15 protein-coding genes, 4 tRNA genes and 3 rRNA genes are annotated in these 17,575 nt (G+C 55.7%); 7 read left to right on the top strand and 15 right to left on the bottom strand.

The genetic code is table 11. From position 1 onward, the window contains the following. Nucleotides 1-50: 50 nt before the first annotated feature. Complete coding sequence (locus ABD997_RS13400; protein WP_345317616.1) at nt 51-2,510, bottom strand: putative bifunctional diguanylate cyclase/phosphodiesterase; 2,460 nt, start codon at nt 2,508-2,510, stop codon at nt 51-53. A 303-nt stretch (nt 2,511-2,813) separates the two neighbouring features. Further along, complete coding sequence (locus tag ABD997_RS13395) at nt 2,814-3,260, bottom strand: hypothetical protein (RefSeq protein WP_345317615.1); 447 nt, start codon at nt 3,258-3,260, stop codon at nt 2,814-2,816. 189 nt (nt 3,261-3,449) lie between these two features. Between ABD997_RS13395 and ABD997_RS13390 the strand changes: the two genes are divergently transcribed. The 5 genes from ABD997_RS13390 to ABD997_RS13370 all read left to right on the top strand — a co-directional run bounded on the left by ABD997_RS13390 (nt 3,450) and on the right by ABD997_RS13370 (nt 4,962). Then, complete coding sequence (locus ABD997_RS13390) at nt 3,450-4,484, top strand: methyltransferase (protein ID WP_345317614.1); 1,035 nt, start codon at nt 3,450-3,452, stop codon at nt 4,482-4,484. 71 nt (nt 4,485-4,555) lie between these two features. Next, nucleotides 4,556-4,642 (top strand) — tRNA-Leu (locus tag ABD997_RS13385). Nucleotides 4,643-4,665: 23 nt separating this feature from the next. Beyond that, nucleotides 4,666-4,752: transfer RNA gene (locus ABD997_RS13380), tRNA-Leu, on the top strand. A 31-nt stretch (nt 4,753-4,783) separates the two neighbouring features. Continuing rightward, a tRNA-Leu gene (locus ABD997_RS13375) sits at nt 4,784-4,870 on the top strand. A 5-nt stretch (nt 4,871-4,875) separates the two neighbouring features. Next, nucleotides 4,876-4,962: transfer RNA gene (locus ABD997_RS13370), tRNA-Leu, on the top strand. Between the two features lie 147 nt (nt 4,963-5,109). On the opposite strand, the gene ABD997_RS13365 is transcribed toward ABD997_RS13370, so the two are convergent. Next, on the bottom strand, nt 5,110-5,874 hold the full coding sequence (locus tag ABD997_RS13365) for a TetR/AcrR family transcriptional regulator (RefSeq protein ID WP_345317613.1): 765 nt from the start codon (nt 5,872-5,874) through the stop codon (nt 5,110-5,112). Between the two features lie 649 nt (nt 5,875-6,523). Between ABD997_RS13365 and ABD997_RS13360 the strand changes: the two genes are divergently transcribed. Continuing rightward, a complete protein-coding gene (locus ABD997_RS13360) occupies nt 6,524-6,661 on the top strand; it encodes a hypothetical protein (RefSeq protein WP_345317612.1) in 138 nt (45 codons plus the stop codon). A gap of 88 nt (nt 6,662-6,749) precedes the next feature. Here ABD997_RS13360 and trmB read toward each other — a convergent pair whose 3' ends face one another. The 9 genes from trmB to ABD997_RS13315 form a co-directional block, all read right to left on the bottom strand. Further along, nucleotides 6,750-7,421, bottom strand: coding sequence for a tRNA (guanine(46)-N(7))-methyltransferase TrmB (gene trmB / locus ABD997_RS13355; RefSeq protein ID WP_345317611.1), 672 nt, complete (start codon nt 7,419-7,421; stop codon nt 6,750-6,752). Continuing rightward, nucleotides 7,421-8,191: an ABC transporter permease gene (locus ABD997_RS13350; protein ID WP_345317610.1), complete on the bottom strand. Its 771-nt coding sequence runs from the start codon at nt 8,189-8,191 to the stop codon at nt 7,421-7,423. The genes trmB and ABD997_RS13350 overlap by 1 nt, the downstream gene beginning before the upstream one ends. Then, nucleotides 8,188-9,129, bottom strand: coding sequence for an ABC transporter ATP-binding protein (locus ABD997_RS13345; RefSeq protein WP_345317609.1), 942 nt, complete (start codon nt 9,127-9,129; stop codon nt 8,188-8,190). Before ABD997_RS13345 ends, ABD997_RS13350 begins: the two co-directional genes overlap by 4 nt. A gap of 170 nt (nt 9,130-9,299) precedes the next feature. Next, nucleotides 9,300-9,638, bottom strand: a complete 339-nt coding sequence (glnB, locus tag ABD997_RS13340; protein WP_345317608.1) for a nitrogen regulatory protein P-II — start codon at nt 9,636-9,638, stop codon at nt 9,300-9,302. Between the two features lie 9 nt (nt 9,639-9,647). Further along, complete coding sequence (locus ABD997_RS13335; protein WP_345317607.1) at nt 9,648-11,264, bottom strand: NAD+ synthase; 1,617 nt, start codon at nt 11,262-11,264, stop codon at nt 9,648-9,650. 96 nt (nt 11,265-11,360) lie between these two features. Continuing rightward, nucleotides 11,361-13,580, bottom strand: a complete 2,220-nt coding sequence (locus ABD997_RS13330; RefSeq protein ID WP_345317606.1) for a type IV pilus modification PilV family protein — start codon at nt 13,578-13,580, stop codon at nt 11,361-11,363. 13 nt (nt 13,581-13,593) lie between these two features. Beyond that, complete coding sequence (locus tag ABD997_RS13325) at nt 13,594-14,736, bottom strand: PilX N-terminal domain-containing pilus assembly protein (protein WP_345317605.1); 1,143 nt, start codon at nt 14,734-14,736, stop codon at nt 13,594-13,596. Nucleotides 14,737-14,748: 12 nt separating this feature from the next. After that, nucleotides 14,749-15,426, bottom strand: a complete 678-nt coding sequence (locus ABD997_RS13320; protein ID WP_345317604.1) for a PilW family protein — start codon at nt 15,424-15,426, stop codon at nt 14,749-14,751. Further along, nucleotides 15,426-15,995 carry a GspH/FimT family pseudopilin gene (locus tag ABD997_RS13315; RefSeq protein ID WP_345317603.1) on the bottom strand — a complete coding sequence of 190 codons (570 nt, stop codon included), beginning with the start codon at nt 15,993-15,995 and terminating at the stop codon, nt 15,426-15,428. Before ABD997_RS13315 ends, ABD997_RS13320 begins: the two co-directional genes overlap by 1 nt. A gap of 109 nt (nt 15,996-16,104) precedes the next feature. On the opposite strand from ABD997_RS13315, the gene ABD997_RS13310 reads away from it, so the two are divergent. Further along, nucleotides 16,105-16,524, top strand: coding sequence for a type IV pilin protein (locus ABD997_RS13310; RefSeq protein ID WP_345317602.1), 420 nt, complete (start codon nt 16,105-16,107; stop codon nt 16,522-16,524). Between the two features lie 580 nt (nt 16,525-17,104). On the opposite strand, the gene rrf (ABD997_RS13305) is transcribed toward ABD997_RS13310, so the two are convergent. From rrf (ABD997_RS13305) to ABD997_RS13295, 3 genes are all read right to left on the bottom strand, one after another. Beyond that, nucleotides 17,105-17,219: ribosomal RNA gene (gene rrf, locus ABD997_RS13305) — 5S ribosomal RNA — on the bottom strand. Between the two features lie 59 nt (nt 17,220-17,278). Beyond that, nucleotides 17,279-17,393: ribosomal RNA gene (rrf, locus tag ABD997_RS13300) — 5S ribosomal RNA — on the bottom strand. A 100-nt stretch (nt 17,394-17,493) separates the two neighbouring features. After that, nucleotides 17,494-17,575, bottom strand: a 23S ribosomal RNA gene (locus ABD997_RS13295); the annotation flags it as partial.

Genomic DNA, 17,575 nt, shown 5'->3' with positions numbered 1-17,575 from the left:
ATGAGGGGATTCCCCCTTCGTTACAGCAGGACTCGACAGGGCCTCCCTTCCTAACGGGCCTGACGCCCCAGCAGACGCTCCTCATCCCGCCACACCAGATCCGGCCCCAACTGGGCCAGGTAGCGCAGCATCTCGCCATCATCCATGGGCGCCGAATAGAGATCTCCCTGGACACAGTCACAGTGCGCCTTGAGCAAAAACTGACGCTGGTCATGGCTCTCGACCCCTTCTGCCACCACCACCCGCCGTAGGTTATGGGCCAGGTCGATCACGCTGGTGACAATGTTCCTATCCACATCGGAGTTATCCAGTTCAGAAACGAAGCCCCGATCGACCTTGAGGATGTCAAACGGCAGTTGCTTGAGATAGCTTAGGGAGGAGTAGCCGGTACCAAAATCATCGATGGCGATCTGCAAGCCCATCGCCTTGATCTGATGCATGATCTTCATCGCCTTATCGAGGTTTTTTATCAACACTTCCTCGGTGAGCTCCAGCACGACCCGGGCCGGATTGATCTGGCGCTGCTCCAGTTGACGCTGCAGGAATCCAATCAAGTCCAGGTGCAGATACTGAGTGGGCGATAAGTTGAGGGCGATGTAAAACTGATCATTGTCCAGGATCCGGCTTACCCGCTCCAGCAACTGTAAACTGGCCTCGATGACGAAGTACCCCATCGCGATGCCCTGCTCCGTGCCCTCGATATCCCGGATAAACTCCTCCGGCAGCAGCACTCCGCGACTGGGGTGCCGCCATCGCACCAGGGTTTCAAAACCCACCACCCGGTTCTCCGCCAGGGCCAGCACCGGCTGCAGCACCATGAACAGCTGCTTTTCCTGCAAGGCGGTCCGGATCTCCTGCTCCAGCATCAGCTTTCGAGATGCACTCTCCAGCATCTGTTCATTGAATACCCGGTAGTTGCTGCGCCCCGCCTGCTTCGCCTGGTACATCGCCAGGTCAGCCCGCTTAAGCAACTCTTCCGGACGCGCCATCGGGTTGTCGCAAAAGACCACGCCGATGCTGGTGGTGATGATGAGGGTATGTCGGCCCAGTTGCAGGGGTTGCTGCAAACTGGTGAATATCTGATGGATGATACGGTGGATATTCTTCTCGGAGTCGACGCCTCGTACGATGACGGTAAACTCATCCCCACCCAGACGGCAAACGGTATCCATGCTGCGGACGCTTTTCTGCAATCGGCTGGCCACCGTCTTTAACAGTTGATCCCCCACGTCGTGCCCCAGGCTGTCGTTAACGCGCTTGAACTCATCCAGGTCCAGAAACAGCAGCGCGATCTGCTCCTCCGTCCGGCCGATACTGCCCAGGGCCTTGGACAGCTCATGATGGAACATGGCGCGGTTGGGCAAGCCGGTCAGGGCATCCATCATCGCCATCCGTTGTAGTTCGTTGGTGTAGCGCTCCACGTCGCTCTCCAGCCGCTCAAGCTGGCTGGCAACATCCAGAGTCGCGGACTCCAGCAGTGTCAATTCGTCTCGGAGATGGCCTCGGTTGCGCTGCAGGCGCTGACGTAACTCATCGAAACGGCTCTGTGCCAGCAAGGGCAATGCCTGACCCAATCCGCGCAATCGACCCAAGGGACGCCAAAACAGCGAAGCACCTACGGCCCCCGCCATCAGCATCGCCATCAACAGGATCCCTAGCAAATCTTTGATGAAGGCCTGTTCACTCTGAACCAGCTCATCGATGTTATGAAACATCAGTAGACGCTCACCGGTGTCCGCAATGGGCCAACTGAAGAAGGCCCACTGCTGCTGGGCCAATTCAACCTGAATGGCCGACCGCTCGGAGTCTTCGATGGAAAACTGCTGGGATGCCTGGGTCAGGAAGGGCATGGAAAACGTGCGGTTGGTCAGGCTGAGGAGTTCTCTTTGCCACGGGCCCTGCGGCGCGCTGCCGGGGCGGGAAAGCATCGCCAATTCGGTCCTGTGGTTCTCAACCAGCTGCGCCAGGATCTTTTCAAAACCCATGCTCAACACCAGTTGGCTGATCTCACCGTCAACCAGCACCGGCACCGCCACATCGATCTCGCAAACCCTTTCGCAACGCACCCTGCTCACGGGTTCTCCGGTAAGCCGGCTGCTCTCAAGCCAGGGGCGATCGATATCCGGGAGGCGACCGTAATCGAGAACCGTTTGAGAAGAGGCATCATAAAGCCTGAGTCCATTGAGGCCCCAGAACAGCTCAAAGTCACTCCAGCTTTGCGACAAGATCTTCTCCATCACCGAGCGCCGAAGCTGATGCTGCTCATCGCCCATCATCAGGTGCAACTCCTGACTGAAGCTGATCAAGTGCTCCTGCTCTGCAGCCAGCCGGATTCGATAGTCCCGATGGAAGTTGTCTCGCTGGGTATTGAGCACCTTCTCCAGCTGTTGATCGAAGCGGCGGATCCCCAAGCTTCCGATCACCACGCTTACCGTGGTCAGCATCAACACCACCGAGAGAATGTATTGCCAGCGCATGCTAAAGAAAAAACGACCCAAGGGGAGTTTCATCGCCGCGCCCTCGCCAGCAGGTTACCGACCCAGCTGCGGGATATGGCTCCGTGGTGGCACGCATCATCGTTGCCAACTCTGGCGCTGCACAGTTTCCGTCCCGTTTCACCGGACAATCTGGTGAGGAGCAGGTTCAAACCCAGCCTAAGGCGCTCACACCTTGTTCCTATCAACACCGCCTCTCCTCCTTCGCGCTCGCCCTACGACGACCATCCTGTCTACCCGACCTTTTAAACACCGGGCTCTTCTGGCTTTGGCCCAAACACCACACCATGGCAATTCGCGCCTACCTTGGCCTGCGGCTCAGGGTCGCACTGACACCGGAAACGCCGTCGTTTCCACATCGCTGGGCAGGTAACCGATGGCGCCGGGAGTCTGGGCTACCTGCCGCAGCATCTGGCCGTAGGTCAGCACCACCACAGGGCGTTTGCCGATACCGGAATACACCTGTCGCTCCCACGCCCGATCCAATTGAAACGGCAGCAACTGCAACTTGTTTCGGCAAAACTGCTCGTGTATGGGATGCCGGGGATTCAGCACAAACACGTTAATCGCCGAACCATCCGGCCAGAACTTCTGCTTCATGGAAAAAATCGCACGCAGATCCTGTTGGCTCAGGGTTCCAACGGGGGCGCCGTCATGAGCGATCACTTGAACCCCTTCCACCTTACCCGGCTCCGCTTCCACCACCAGCGCTGACAACAAGGTCAGCACCAAAAGACCGGAGTGCCAATGTGTCCTAGGAATCACCAGAAACTCCCTTTTCGTTATGTCACCCATCCAGTGTCACTTCATACCGAACAGGCCGTGACTGGAAAACAAAAGCCAGAGGCCCCGCACCGCTAATTTCAACTTATTACCCCAATGCGAGATAAGTGTAGGTCAACTTATCCCCGTTCCACGTATAATGGGCATCACACCAGCACCTTATGACATCCCATGGCACTCACGAATCCCAGCCGCCTAGTGGCCAAAAACCTGGACCTTTTTGCGGGCCAGAGTCTCCTTATTCTCAATCCGGACAGTGATGAGTTACCGACGCTGATCGCGAAACAAGATTGTCGCGTCACCTTGTTAAGCAGTGACCTGCTTACCTACGAAGCTCTGGACAGTCTGCTTCCATCCCAGATCCACAGACACTTCGGCGCGGATCTTGAGGCCCTGTCCCTCCCCCCCTTCGATGCCGCCTTGATACGGCTACCCAAGTCCAAGGCAGAGCTGCTCTACCTCACCGCCATGGCGGCCTCACAGCTGCCGCCAGAAGCCCCAATCTACTGGGTGGGCGACAACAAGGGGGGGATCCGCTCGGCAGGGAAGGCTCTGGCCCGTTGGGTCACGCCACCAAATAAAGTGGCATCCGGAGCCCACTGTCAGCTGCTGCAGGGACACAATCTTGAGACTCAGCCCTGGGAGACGAATCCATGGTGGCTACACCATGACGTTACGACACCGGATGGCACGCTGCCCCTGGCCTCTCTTCCCGGCGTATTTGGACATGGCACCCTGGATCAAGGTACCCGCTTGTTACTGGCGCACCTGCCCCAACTTCCTCAGGGACGTGTTCTGGACTTTGGCTGCGGCGACGGCATCATCGGCGCCTTTCTCGCCCGAAGAAACCCAAAGATCGATTTAACCCTGGTCGATGTCAGTGCGCTGGCCCTGAAGGCTGCCGAAGAGAGCCTCCGTCTCAACGGGTGCCGGGGCCGTGTGCTCGCCTCGAATGGCTTAGCCAAGGTCACCGGCAAGTTTGACCTGATCGTCTCCAATCCCCCCTTTCACCAGGGGCGGGATCAGAGCTTCGACGTAGCCCGCCGCTTCATTCAAGATGCGGCCAACGCCCTGGCACCGGGAGGCCAGTTGATCATCGTCGCCAACCAGCATCTCCCCTATGGAGAAGACCTGGATCGCGCTTTTGGCCGCGTCAATATCATCGGGCAGGACAACAAGTTCAAAATCTACGCAGACAAAAAATAATTTCCTCTGCGAGTGTTGACCGGCATCAGAATCTCCCTATAATGCGCCTCCGTACCAACGATGAATACGACGCAGATGTGGCGGAATTGGTAGACGCGCTAGCTTCAGGTGCTAGTGTCCTCACGGACGTGGGAGTTCAAGTCTCCCCATCTGCACCATCGTTGAGACAAAGACATACCGAGCAGAAGTGGCGGAATTGGTAGACGCGCTAGCTTCAGGTGCTAGTGTCCTTACGGACGTGGGAGTTCAAGTCTCCCCTTCTGCACCATGTTTTCATGGTGGTATGCAAACAGTTTTATGCACAAGTGGCGGAATTGGTAGACGCGCTAGCTTCAGGTGCTAGTGTCCTTTCGGACGTGGGAGTTCAAGTCTCCCCTTGTGCACCACATTTGCAGATGTGGCGGAATTGGTAGACGCGCTAGCTTCAGGTGCTAGTGTCCTTACGGACGTGGGAGTTCAAGTCTCCCCATCTGCACCAGATTTTAAGCCCCGGCTCACTCGAGCCGGGGCTTTCTGTTGTTGCCCAGCACCAAATCCACGCCGTAAAGATTAGCGTGGAAAGAAACAGCCCAGTCCGCACAACGCAAAAGGGCCCCTAAGGGCCCGTCACAGGTTGACGCACTGGTTAGATCACGGCCAGCAGTTCACGCTCGGCCTGGCGCTCACTCAGCTGCAGTTCCACTGCCGCGATGATTCGACTGTAGGAGTCCACCCTCAGTGGTTGCTTCCACTCCAGCGTATTGATGAATACCGCAAAGGCATCATACAGCTGGCGGGCACTCAGTCCCGCGACGGCATCCTCCATCAAAGGGTTTTCCAGGGTACCGGCGGCTCCACGCTGGAAATAGCTCAGCATGGTATGCACCGTTTGCACCTGTTGATCCGTGGCACACAGCTCTCCTTGGATCCGCGCCCCTTCGATAACCCGCAGGATGGTGTTGTAAAACTGCGTCAGGTACATTTTCAGTTCCTGAACGCGAAAATCGCTCGCCTTCTCCAGCACCTGGGGTGCCCCTCCCAGGGTATTGAGCCCCAAAGACCAATTCGCCTGCTGACTGGCCATAACGGCGTAGAGGTGCATGGCAATCCAGCACTCGGCATGGCTTAGTGAGCAACTCAGGAAGTGCGGCTGGCTCGCAACCAGTCCCTCGACCTGCCGAGCGAAGATCGCAATAAGCAGATCCTCTTTACTGGCAAAGTGTTTGTAGAGGGTACCCGCACTGCAGCCCGCCAGCGGCGCCAGTTCGGAAAAGCGGAACGACACCAATCCCTGCTGTTCAATCAGCCGCTCAGCCAGTCGAATTAGAACCTGATCCCGTTGGCGAAATCGCGCCTGGTTAGGCGATCCCCAATGTCCCGATAAGCCCACTTCCATGGCCTGCCCTGTCATAACGTCCCCTAGAGATAATCAATCATTCAATCACCTCGCCACTCTATAAAATGTCCCCCTGTAACACTGTGCTCTAGGGCAAAGTTCCGCCCCAAAAATGGACAAAGTGGCTCACGCGCCACGCCGGGAACAGATCAAAAACAAGCCAGGCGTCGCAGTAAAGCCAAATTGGCGTAAGTAATGACAAAGCAAAGGGAGCAAGAGAGACAAATTGTCCACAAGTGTCACCACGACGACACCATGTCGCGCTCTTGGGAACGCCCTTAGCCCTAATGCTGGCGTGCCACCGGCAAGATCTGCTCTCACTCCCCAATGACCGCCTCCGCTTGGCACTGTGCCCCAGATATGGAGCACGCATACGATCAGAGTTGTCCGTGGACCAGCAGCCCTTGAGAAGCTGCAGCGACAGGCCTAACATTGCTACCGACCTTCAGATCCATTGGGTGAACCTGCCGTGCGCATCAGTCTGCGCGTCCGGGGGATCAGAGTGACAGTTTTTAAGATCTCGCTGAGACGTTAACTGCTTGAACAAAAAGCAATTACAAAAATACCCCCTCCTACGGCCCATTTTTCATCTACATTGGCTCTCGATCTTTTGTGTCTGGACTGTTATTAATTGGGATCATGAGTGATCATCCACGGAGGTAATATGGCAGAGCATGAAAAACAGGGAGTGCCCACCCACCAGCCCCAGGAGCACCAGCAGAACTGGCGGGAAGGTCGGCTGGGGCAACAGCTGGTCGACCTTCTGGAAGAGGCGGCAGAGCATAGGCTCAAAGAGGAGTAGGACTCCGGCCGTTTGGCACACCCATTGAAAAACGGGCCGTTTGGCCCGTTTTTTTATTGTCACATAGCAGGGTGTCGTCGCCGAAAGCCTAACCCGAAGTAGGAAGCCGACAGCGAAGCCGAAAGAGTGCCTGACCAGACTGACCATATTTTCGCTCGAAAGGGGTCAACGGTGGTGCCTCCGGCAGGGGCTCACAGGTCCCGCGGTGGCCAGCCTCCGCCAGAGCCGCCGAAAACTCCTCAAGGTAGAGCTGCCAGTTGGATCTGAGTTCCAGCTGCCCCCCCAGCGCCAGGATGGAGGGAAATAGAGGCCCACCGTGCCAGCGTCGCTGCAGATGCGAGGACTTGGGCCAGGGATTGGGATAAAGGATGTAGTGATGGGTTGGTGCCCATCCATCTTCAACCATGAGCCGCCAGAGGTCGTTTAAATTTCCCCGGGCAACACGATAGTTCTCCAACCCACTGTTGTAAGAGTCATGCTTGCTGATCCGGGCCGCCGACTTATCCAGTCCCAGCACCAGGGCCTCCGGGTGCATCCTGGCCAGGTTCGCGGTTGACTCACCGACCCCGCAGCAGGAGTCCAGTACCAGGGGACGACCATCGGCCTCCCTCCAGGCTTTCAGCTCCTCGAACAGTGCCAGGCTGTGTTCGGCATAGGGAGCCTGGAAAGGATGCTTCAGGTGCCGTCGAACCGTCGCCAGCAGGTTATCGTGGATCCCTGTCTGGTTGGACTGTATAACCCTTGAGTCGCCGCTGCTCATCAGTGCCTTAATCCTATGCCTCGGTCAATCAAGGTATAGGCGACGGCGCCCAGGGCCACAATGAGTGCGGTCAGAACCGACAGGGAGAGGGCCAGGCTGACATCGCTGTAACCAAGGAAGCCGTAACGGAAGGCGTTGATGGTGTAGACCACCGGGTTAAGCTGGGAGATCCCCTGCCAGAGTTCCGGCAGCAAGCTGATGGAGTAGAACACCCCCCCCAGATAGGTCAGTGGCGTCAACACAAAGGTCGGGATGATGCTGATGTCATCGAAGGTCTTGGCAAAGACGGCGTTAATGAGTCCCCCCAGGGCAAACGCGGTCGAGGTCATCAGCAGCGTCAGCAGCAGCACCGGCAAGTTGTGGATCTGAATATCAACAAAGAACAGCCCCACCAGGGTGACAATCGCTCCGACGCAGAGCCCCCGTGCAACACCGCCGGCCACGTACCCCAGGATGATCAAGATATTGGGCACCGGCGCGACCAGCAGTTCTTCGATGTTGCGCTGGAACTTGGCACTGAAGAAGGAGCTGGCCACGTTGGCGTAGGAGTTAGTGATCACTGACATCATGATCAAGCCCGGCATGATGAACTCCATGTAACTGAATCCCCCCATCTGGCCAATTCGGGAGCCGATGAGATTGCCGAAGATCAGGAAGTAGAGGGTCATGGTGATTGCCGGGGGAACTAGGGTCTGCACCCAGATCCGGCTGAACCGGGTAACCTCTTTACGAACCAGGCTGGTAAAGGCGATCCAATAGGGGTGACTCATTTAACCTCCTTCCGCTGACGGCCATTCTCGACCAGGGACACGAACAACTCCTCCAGTCGATTCGCCTTGTTGCGCATCGATTGGACCTCGACCCCCTGCTCCGTCAGTTGGGCAAATACCCCATTGAGGCTGGCACTCTTTTCCACGTCGACCTCCAGGGTGTTGTCGTCCAGTCGACGCCATTCAACCCCCTCGAGGCGAACCTCACCGCTACCGGGCTTGAGATCGAGCATAAAGGTTTCGATATGCAGTTTGGCAAGCAGTGATTTCATACTGGTGCACTCCACCAGCAACCCCTTGTCGATGATGCCAATATTCCTGCACAGCATCTCCGCCTCCTCCAGGTAGTGGGTGGTCAGAATGATGGTCACCCCTTCCTGATTGATCTGTTTCAGGAAGCGCCACATGGAGCGGCGGATCTCGATATCCACACCAGCGGTGGGCTCATCCAGGATCAGCAGCTTGGGCTCGTGCATCAGGGCGCGGGCGATCATCAATCGCCGCTTCATGCCGCCGGATAATTCCCGGGCCCTGGCATCCCGCTTCTCCCACAGGTCCAGCTGTCCCAGGTACTTTTCGGCCCGAACCAGCGCCTCGGAACGGGGCACTCCGTAGTAGCCTGCTTGGTTGACCACGATCTGGAGAACGGTTTCGAACTGGTTGAAGTTAAACTCCTGCGGGACGAGGCCGATGCACTTTTTGGCCGCGTTGAGCGCCGTATCGATGCTGTGGCCAAATACGCTCACCTCTCCCTGGGTCTTGTTGACCAGGGCACTGATGATGCCAATGGTGGTGGATTTTCCGGCGCCGTTGGGGCCAAGGAGGGCGAAGAAGTCCCCCTGCTGCACGGTGAGGTCGATCCCTTTCAGTGCCTCAACACCGCCGTCGTAGGTTTTTCGCAACGCCTTGATAGAAAGGGCGTTAACCTGGCTGCTCATAATCTTCCCCTTAAAAGTGTCGGCTCATTATAAGTCTTCACCGCATAAGACAAAACGTTACGATGGCAGTGGATCTCCTCCCATTCGTTAAGCCGCAAATGGGTCGGGGCGAGCAGAAACAGAAAAGGCGCCCTAAGGCGCCTGTATCAGAGGAAACTGCCGTTTTAAGGTCAGATAGCTTCCTCGTTCTCCTCGCCGGTGCGAATGCGGATCACCCGGGCGATGTCGGTCACAAAGATTTTTCCGTCACCGATCTTGCCGGTTCGGGCGGTATCGATAATCGCCTCGATGGCCTGCTCCACCAAGTCATCCGCCACCACGATCTCCAGTTTGACCTTGGGCAGAAAGTCCACCATGTACTCGGCCCCGCGATAGAGCTCTGTGTGCCCCTTCTGCCGGCCAAAGCCTTTCACTTCCTGTACCGTCATCCCGCTGATGCCAATCTCGCCCAGGGCTTCACGGACATCATCGAGCTTGAAGGGTTTGATGATCGCTTCCAGTTTTTTCATCGTCTTCTCTTACCAGTTAGTTCGGCCAAACCCAGAGGTGATGGGATAGCGTCGATCCTTGCCAAACGCACGAGGCGTGACCCGAGGCCCCACCGCCGCCTGACGCCGTTTGTATTCATTAATGTCAGTGAGACGCACCACCCGCCGCACATCCGCCTCTTGATGTCCGGCAGCGACCATCTGCGCCACACTCTCGTCCCGCTCCACGTAACGTTCCAGAATGTCATCCAAAACGTCGTAGGGGGGCAGGCTGTCTTGATCCACTTGATCCGGAGCCAGTTCCGCCGATGGTGGACGCGTGATTACCCGCTCCGGGATAACCGGTGACACCGAATTGCGGTAAACCGACAAGCGATACACCCACTGTTTGGGCAGATCTTTGATGACCGCAAAGCCGCCGCACATGTCACCATAGAGGGTGCAGTAACCCACCGCCATCTCGCTCTTATTACCGGTCGTTAGCAGCAAACGGCCACTCTTATTGGAGAGTGCCATCAGAAAAACACCGCGGATCCGTGCCTGCAGGTTCTCTTCCGTCGTGTCACGAGGCTTACCCTCGAACATGGGGGAGAGGGCCGAAAGAAAACCGTCGAACATAGGTTCAATGGGTGCCACATCGTATTCCACCCCAAGAGCCCGAGCTTCCGCTTCCGCGTCCTCCAGGCTCATGGAGGAGGTGTAGCGATAGGGCATCATCACCGCCCGAACCTTGTCAGCGCCGATGGCATCGGCGGCGATCGCCAGAGTCAGGGCCGAGTCGATACCGCCGGACAGACCCAGTACCGCCCCCGGGAAACCGTTCTTGGTAATGTAATCCCGAACCGACATCACCAGGGCGTTATAGACCTGGGCTTCGACGCTCGGCAAAGCAGCCCGTTTCGCGGGTTGCGGCTGACCATCCACGAAATGCACCAACGCGAAAGACTCTTCGAACTGGGGCAGTTCCTGGGTCACCCGACCAGCGGCGTCCACCACCATCGAGTGCCCATCAAAGACCAGTTCATCCTGGCCGCCAACCTGGTTAAGGTAAACCACGGCAGCATCAGACTCGGCGCTGCACGCCTCCAGCACGTTCAGGCGTTCGTCCAACTTGGTCATGTCGAAGGGGGAGGCGTTGAGAGTAAGCAGGATCTCCGCGCCCTGGGCTTGCTGGACAGGCTCGGTATGCCAGATATCTTCGCAGATGAGGATCGCCAACTTGTGGCCGCGGACGGTGACCATACAGGTCTCCTCCCCTTCCTCAAAGTAGCGCTCCTCGTCGAAGACTCGGTAATTGGGCAGTTTCTGTTTTCGGGCCAGGGCCAGCCGTTCACCATTCTCAAAGACGGAGGCGGCGTTATAGAGCGCGCCGCTCTCATCCTGAACCGGATGCCCCACCACCACCGCGATATCCGTCGATGCCGCCTGGATCTCGGCCAGCACCGCATCCACCCGGGTCATCAAGTCGGAGCGCAAAAGCAGATCTTCCGGCGGGTAGCCGGTCACCGCCAACTCAGAGAAAAGTACGAGATCGGCGCCCGCTTGACGGGCGCGCTCAATGTCCTGGCAAATGGTCTCGCCATTGCCTTCAATGGCCCCGACCACAAAATTTCTCTGGGCCAGGGCGAGGGTGAACTGCTTACTCATCGAATTAGATCCAGACTGCGGAGTGCTCGCATTGTAAAACAGTGCGTCATCACTGTCTCGATCACTTACCTGCATTCACCCCGCTTGCGTGCGTTATCAAATACCACACACATTCGGCGCCGTCTGCCCTTCACCATTCACGATCATCGCAACGCAGTTTTCGATACGCTCAACCTCTGTCATATCCCTGACCAACGCTGCGTTAATCTCGGGGGCGAAGGTGGCGAGGACATCACCCTTGTTATTGGTAAACACAATAGCGTTCGCATCATCGTCCAACCAAGTCATCGGGACGTTACAGGAGAAGGCGGGAGTTTGCTGCCCCTGCAACTTGGGTTGAACCGGGCAAATAGTGCCGTCAGAGAGCGACACCGTGACATCAAACTGCCCTTGACCGCAACTGGGCCAGTTATTCGTCCCCGTCGCTTTGTAGGCGATACATTGGATCCAGCCCCCAATATTGATGGTATCCGCCGGTGCCTCATCGAAGCTCACCGCAAGGTAGCGACGACGCAAGGTAAGGCTATCGTATGGGGAGACCGCACCTAGCCCCGTCAGACTGGAGTTAGCCATCCTCGTAGTGAGTTCAACCACATAGTTTCCAGTCGCTGAGGTCTGATAACTCAACTCTCCACGGCTAAAATAATCTGAATAATAATCATTTGAACCCATGCCTTGGCCACTGGCGACCGGCTCATTGGTCAGGTTAACGTTGCCGCACTTAGCAATACCAAACCCATCCTCCTCGCAGCGTATACAGCCGTTTAGAGGAATACTGGGATCGTACGCTTGAGACCCACAGCTATAGAGCGCCCAGTCCGACAGCAAGGTGGCATTGACCTCGTGGAACGGATAACTGAGCAGCGACATCTCACTGACACTTTCCGGGTAGCTCTCCAGGGGATCCACGTAGATGGAGCGGGCCAGGAGTTGGCTGCGGCCGCTGTTCGGGTCCAGGTAGACTTGGTTTTGCGGAAAGCTGGTTACCCCACTGGGATAGCTGGTAAATTCGAAGCTGGCCGGCGCATCCCGGTAGTTCGTAGCCGAAGAGGCAAACCTGCGCAAAATGCCGCCACTGTCGGTCACCAACTTCTGGTACTGCTCGACCACCCCTTCGTTCTCCAGATAGCTACGCGTCATCAGTTCAACGTGCACCTGCTGCCAATCCGGCATAAGCCGGTAAAACCCGTCGATGCGCTGCATACGACAGGCAGCAAGGAAATCTTCGTTCGGCGTAGCAGCAACAAAAACACCAAGCTCATTCCGCTTATATCGAACAGAACTCCAGCGATTCTTATCGTAGCTGTAGTGCTTCTCCAACCTATCGGCCCCATTGTCAGTAAGCGTGCCTGCATCGAAGTGATCCTCACAGCAGCGATTGCACAGCTTGGCCATCTGAGGGGTCACCGTTGCGCCGCTTGGCGGGGTATAGGTGCCATAAAGCTTGTTGGACAAGCCGATTCGGGTAAACATCACCTCACCATCGAACCACTCCAGCTGAACCGGGTTTTCTGCATCCTTTTTTTGCCCATCCGGGGCCAGCCTGCAGTTACAGCCAACGGTCATGTAATCCTCTTGGGTCACCTTGCCCTGGGAATCACTGTTGATGAAGTTCACCGAGTCAAACTGCACCAGCACAATGCCATCCCGGCTGCTGATGGAGGGGATCGGCTTGGAGGTTTCCCGCTTGGTGCCGGTTCCATCATCCAGAATGAAATCGATAACATCCGGCGCCTCTGCATCCTGGTGCATCACAGTGGGGCCGGGGCCGCCAAATCCGGCATCCCCACCGGAGACTGCTGTTCCAGTGTCAGGCGCCGTAGGGGCAAGGGTATGTGACAGCGAGATGGTCTCTTCATTACCAGTGGCCGTGGTCCAACCCACCTTTACGACGACGTGCTTTCGCGCGATGACATCATCAGCTGCTGTAGTGGGTATAAAGGTCCCGCCTTCAAGTTTGTAATCGGTGACCGACCAGCCCAGTGAAAAGGAGTGATTTTCAAACCTGATGCCGGTTCCGGCCCCCAGTTCGCTTGCACGTCCGCCTTGATCATCGATGATCTCACCAAAAGCAAAGTCCTTACGCTCAGAAAGAGGGACATCTTCCTCTTCTGGTTTTATGTATGTAAAACTGCGCAGATCATCGACCTTGGCTTGCGCCAGTTTCAGAGCCACTTCGCGTTGACTGGTTGCCGCGCTGCTCTTAATAAACTTGCCCTGCAGTGTGGTCAGAGCCACGACACCCAGCCCAATGATCAATACCGCGACAAGAATTTCTATCAGGCCAAAGCCCTGGCTATATCGTCTTGTTGTCATGCCCGAATCTCCTTTAGAAATCTTTCCAGCTTCCTGCAACCCGAGCCAAAGGTCGGAAAACCCCGTCTGGATCTTCCTCAAACGCATCAAAGACGTTAGGGTTCCATGCCACACCCGCGACACCATTGATATTCACTGGGGTCAGGCTGTTAGTCATGACCGCGCCCTGGACCTTACCGTCCCCCGTCAAGAAAAGCCGCGGTGAAAGGGCATCTGTCACATCGGAATCAAAGTTAAACACCACACCATAGACATCACCGGTATTCAGTTTGGCGTCCGCGTCCACCACCAACAGGATGACTGGCGCATCCGCTGAGCCGGCATTATTGATGACGCACTCAGCGGTCCCCTCGTAAACAAAAATACCCGTGCTGGCAGCACTGAGCTGGCTGGTATCCGAGCAGTCGGTGATTTTGGTCGCACCGCGATGATAAATCTGCTGCCAGTTGTCGCTGGCGATACCGAAGGTGTATTCGAAGAGATCTTCAGGGAAGTTGGGATCATTGAGCACCATATCCTGGCCTCCCGACACCGAGTTCCCGGCTCGTTCCGTGTAGATGTGATTGGCGCTGCTACAGGTGCCGCCCGCCCAACCAAAATCCTCAACCGGGCAGGTTGACGCAGAGCCGGTAAAGTCATCGGTCCCACCGGTCCAGAGTGAAAGCGGCACGCCTCGCCCGCCGCCATTGGGGTTCACCCCCAAGTGCAGGTTGCCGTTAATCATTGCCGCTGTTGCCATAGTGACCGGAGCCGGTTGCCCAATCGAAAACAGTGCGGAACGAGCAAAGGCTTCGGACACCGTTGCGGACGCCCCATCGCTATTACTGTAAGTTGAGCTGATCACGACCGGAGAGGTTCCATCAGTGCAAACCCATTCAACCGTCACATCCACCGCGGGGCTACCTGCGGGCACTGGGAGGCTGAGCAACTCGGTTCTGTCACAGGTACCGGCAATATCGGCAATGAACATCTGCCCCGCAGCATCCAAACCGGCCTCTGCATGGGCAAAAGCTGTCGCATATTGCTGTTCGTTGGCAGAGATACGTTTTTCAATCAACAATACCTTGCCGGCGTAGAGGGTCACTGCTGCCAACATCAGCAGAAGCAAAAGCGTTACCCCTACCGTGGCAAACCCTTGGCTCTCCTTGCTTCGCATATCGTCCCTTACTTAATAGATGTTATTTCTAAGTCGTACCCGCTGACGCAATGTCAGGCTCAACTCTGGACGACTGGCAACATTGCCAGTCAAAACCACTTCGACGGATTGAATCAGGCGTGAGGTTCCGAGCTCCAGGGCAGGATCCAGTAAAAAATCTAACTGGGTGATCTCAAGATCATTGCTGGTTAACGCTTCCCAGATGCCGTTATCACATGTCGGGTCAACACTCGACCAACGTCCCACATTCACCAAAGTGCCGGATAGGCGATAACCAGATATATCTTCACTGGGAGTTACCGTACCGTCATTATCCAGGTCTGCCATCAACACGATGCACTGGTACGGCCCTCCGTTGGCATCAGTGCCACTTAAGCCCGAGAGATGTCGATGCACCCAGCCTGTTCCGTCAGCAGTCTCTTCTGCGGGAATGAACATGAACGACCTGTCGCCGATATCTCTATTCTCAAGTGCATCACCGCGGTACCCCGCCCGACGAATATCTCGAGCCATCATGTTCATCACCGTCTGCAGCTCCTGATTCAGGCGAGACAGCTCAAGTGTCGTACTATTAGCACGCAGGTTCGATGAAAAAAATGCCAGCATTGCTGAGAGGATCAATAACCCTAAAGTTACTGACACCATCAGCTCTACCAGGGTAAATCCTCGTTGAGGCTTCCTAGCCTTCATTAGCATCCCTCTACCCCAAATATTCCGTCATAGCCATTAGGAACACAGATACGGACACGCCCCACCCCTGACGTCTTAACCTGTACCTGCTTATCCGTTCCAATTGAGAAAGCCACGTTCCCGGCTTCCATAGTGCCCCGCCGATTGGATAAAGTCAGGACCCCATCCACATAGGTCGGCTGAAATGCGAGACCGACATAATTACCAGCGTCATCGCCTTTGATAACGCCATCACCTGCCACATCACAACGATTTACCTGATCAGAAAAATCGCAACTGACACAGGCATTCGGCGTATCCGTTACGCGATAACACCAGTTACCACCGGTATTCAGAAACTTGATTGAAACCTCGGGGAGATCCCGTTTAATCGCCTCAGTGCGCGCTTGATGTACGGTTTCAAGAAAACCAAATGCAGCGCCACGTAGGCGTATACTTTGCGCGAAGCTCTGGAAGGAGGGCAAGGCAACCGCGAGAACGATGGCTAGAATGGTGACAGCGATCAAAAGCTCCACCAATGTCAAACCGTGCTGCCAGTAGGGGCGGCATGTTGAAGTCCGATTTCGCACGTTCAGATCCTTTTGAGAGCGACAACCATTAGAGTAACAGGATAAACTGTTTTATCAGAGCATTGTAGTTTAGCCCTAAGGGGCCGATCACTTAAACAGGGAAATAGCCATGCAAAGGTTGATGAAACATAGCCAGGGAATGACGTTGATTGAGCTCATGATCGTTACCGTCGTTTTAGCCATTTTGGCCACTATCGCGGTTCCTTCCTATCAGAGCTACGTCCGTAAAGCGACGCGTTCAGAAGCCAAAGAAGCCTTAATGAGCGCTCAGCTCATGCTGGAGGAATATCGTATAAGCTGCAGTCAATATGGACAACGACCTTCCGATTGCACCGCCGTGGACGCATCAACGCTGGTCTCCAGTAATACAGCACACTATACCTTCACACTAACTAATGCCGCCGCAGCAACGTATACACTGAGTGCATCGGCTCGCGGAAACCAAGCTCAGGACAGTGAAGGGTCAATAAGTTGTGCAACATTAAGTGTCGATCAAAACGACAATAAAACGCCGGCACAATGTTGGTAGATAGTCGCGCCAACTTTCAACACCGCAAAGCCCACTCAAGTCTCCAAGAGTCCATCAGCTTCTGATGGGCTCTCTCGTATTTACAGCTCCCGCTCAGGCACCGAGTAATGCCCAAACTCACCCATACTGTTCTTCGCCATCTAGCCAATCTGCTGCTGTAAAAAACTACCGCGTTACTTCCCCTGCCACTGCCTTGTTCACCATTGCACTGCGCTACCAGAACCAAAGGAATTGGGACTCAGAAGTACCAGGTTTAGATTCGCGTCTTAAATAGCACCTGAGCCACCGGGGCCTCAACTTAGCACCATACGCGGCTCCTGCTGGCCCCAGTCTTGTATCAACAAGGCTCGCTCGGCAGTCACTGGATTCGGTAATAGATCTCACTCCTTACCTGATGATTCTCAGAGAAGCTAATAGATTCGGACAAATAGGCCAAGACTGTCTTACTGGATACAGAAGTGCTGGCAGTGGGCATTAAAAGAGTGCCTATCGCAATAGTCCTAGCCAACCTGTGAAATGCAGGGCTAGCGAACACGAAAAAGCCCCACATCCGAAGATGTGGGGCTTTTTCTAAATATGTGTCTGGCGATGACCTACTCTCACATGGGAACTCCCACACTACCATCGGCGCAACTGCGTTTCACTTCCGAGTTCGGCATGGGATCGGGTGGGGCCACAGCGCTATTGTCACCAGACAAAACTGGGTGATGCATCTGCATCATGCAACGAGCTAATTCGGTGCATTTTAATAGGTGCTTGGCGGTGACCTACTCTCACATGGGAACTCCCACACTACCATCGGCGCAACTGCGTTTCACTTCCGAGTTCGGCATGGGTTCGGGTGGGGCCACAGCGCTATTGCCACCAAGCAAAAAACGTCAATTTGAAATAAGCTGCCTTACAACGAAGGTCTTTCTCGCAATTCTTACAAGGCTTTGATATCCAGCTACAAAACCACTTGGGTGTTGTATGGTTAAGCCTCACGGGTCATTAGTACAGGTTAGCTCAACGCCTCACAACGCTTACACACCCTGCCTATCAACGTCCTAGT

The organism is Ferrimonas gelatinilytica, from assembly GCF_039544205.1.
Classification (GTDB): Bacteria; Pseudomonadota; Gammaproteobacteria; order Enterobacterales; family Shewanellaceae; genus Ferrimonas; species Ferrimonas gelatinilytica.
The sequence above is the reverse complement of the archived record's forward strand: the minus strand, read 5'-3'. Positions and strand labels throughout refer to the sequence as shown.

Bases quoted from the DNA above. Each gene is read 5' to 3' on its own strand.
- ABD997_RS13400 (WP_345317616.1), bottom strand. From the start codon at position 2,510: ATGAAACTCCCCTTGGGTCGTTTTTTCTTTAGCATGCGCTGGCAATAC.
- ABD997_RS13390 (WP_345317614.1), top strand. From the start codon at position 3,450: ATGGCACTCACGAATCCCAGCCGCCTAGTGGCCAAAAACCTGGACCTT.
- ABD997_RS13365 (WP_345317613.1), bottom strand. From the start codon at position 5,874: ATGACAGGGCAGGCCATGGAAGTGGGCTTATCGGGACATTGGGGATCG.
- ABD997_RS13360 (WP_345317612.1), top strand. From the start codon at position 6,524: ATGGCAGAGCATGAAAAACAGGGAGTGCCCACCCACCAGCCCCAGGAG.
- trmB (WP_345317611.1), bottom strand. From the start codon at position 7,421: ATGAGCAGCGGCGACTCAAGGGTTATACAGTCCAACCAGACAGGGATC.
- ABD997_RS13350 (WP_345317610.1), bottom strand. From the start codon at position 8,191: ATGAGTCACCCCTATTGGATCGCCTTTACCAGCCTGGTTCGTAAAGAG.
- ABD997_RS13345 (WP_345317609.1), bottom strand. From the start codon at position 9,129: ATGAGCAGCCAGGTTAACGCCCTTTCTATCAAGGCGTTGCGAAAAACC.
- glnB (WP_345317608.1), bottom strand. From the start codon at position 9,638: ATGAAAAAACTGGAAGCGATCATCAAACCCTTCAAGCTCGATGATGTC.
- ABD997_RS13335 (WP_345317607.1), bottom strand. From the start codon at position 11,264: ATGAGTAAGCAGTTCACCCTCGCCCTGGCCCAGAGAAATTTTGTGGTC.
- ABD997_RS13330 (WP_345317606.1), bottom strand. From the start codon at position 13,580: ATGACAACAAGACGATATAGCCAGGGCTTTGGCCTGATAGAAATTCTT.
- ABD997_RS13325 (WP_345317605.1), bottom strand. From the start codon at position 14,736: ATGCGAAGCAAGGAGAGCCAAGGGTTTGCCACGGTAGGGGTAACGCTT.
- ABD997_RS13320 (WP_345317604.1), bottom strand. From the start codon at position 15,426: ATGAAGGCTAGGAAGCCTCAACGAGGATTTACCCTGGTAGAGCTGATG.
- ABD997_RS13310 (WP_345317602.1), top strand. From the start codon at position 16,105: ATGCAAAGGTTGATGAAACATAGCCAGGGAATGACGTTGATTGAGCTC.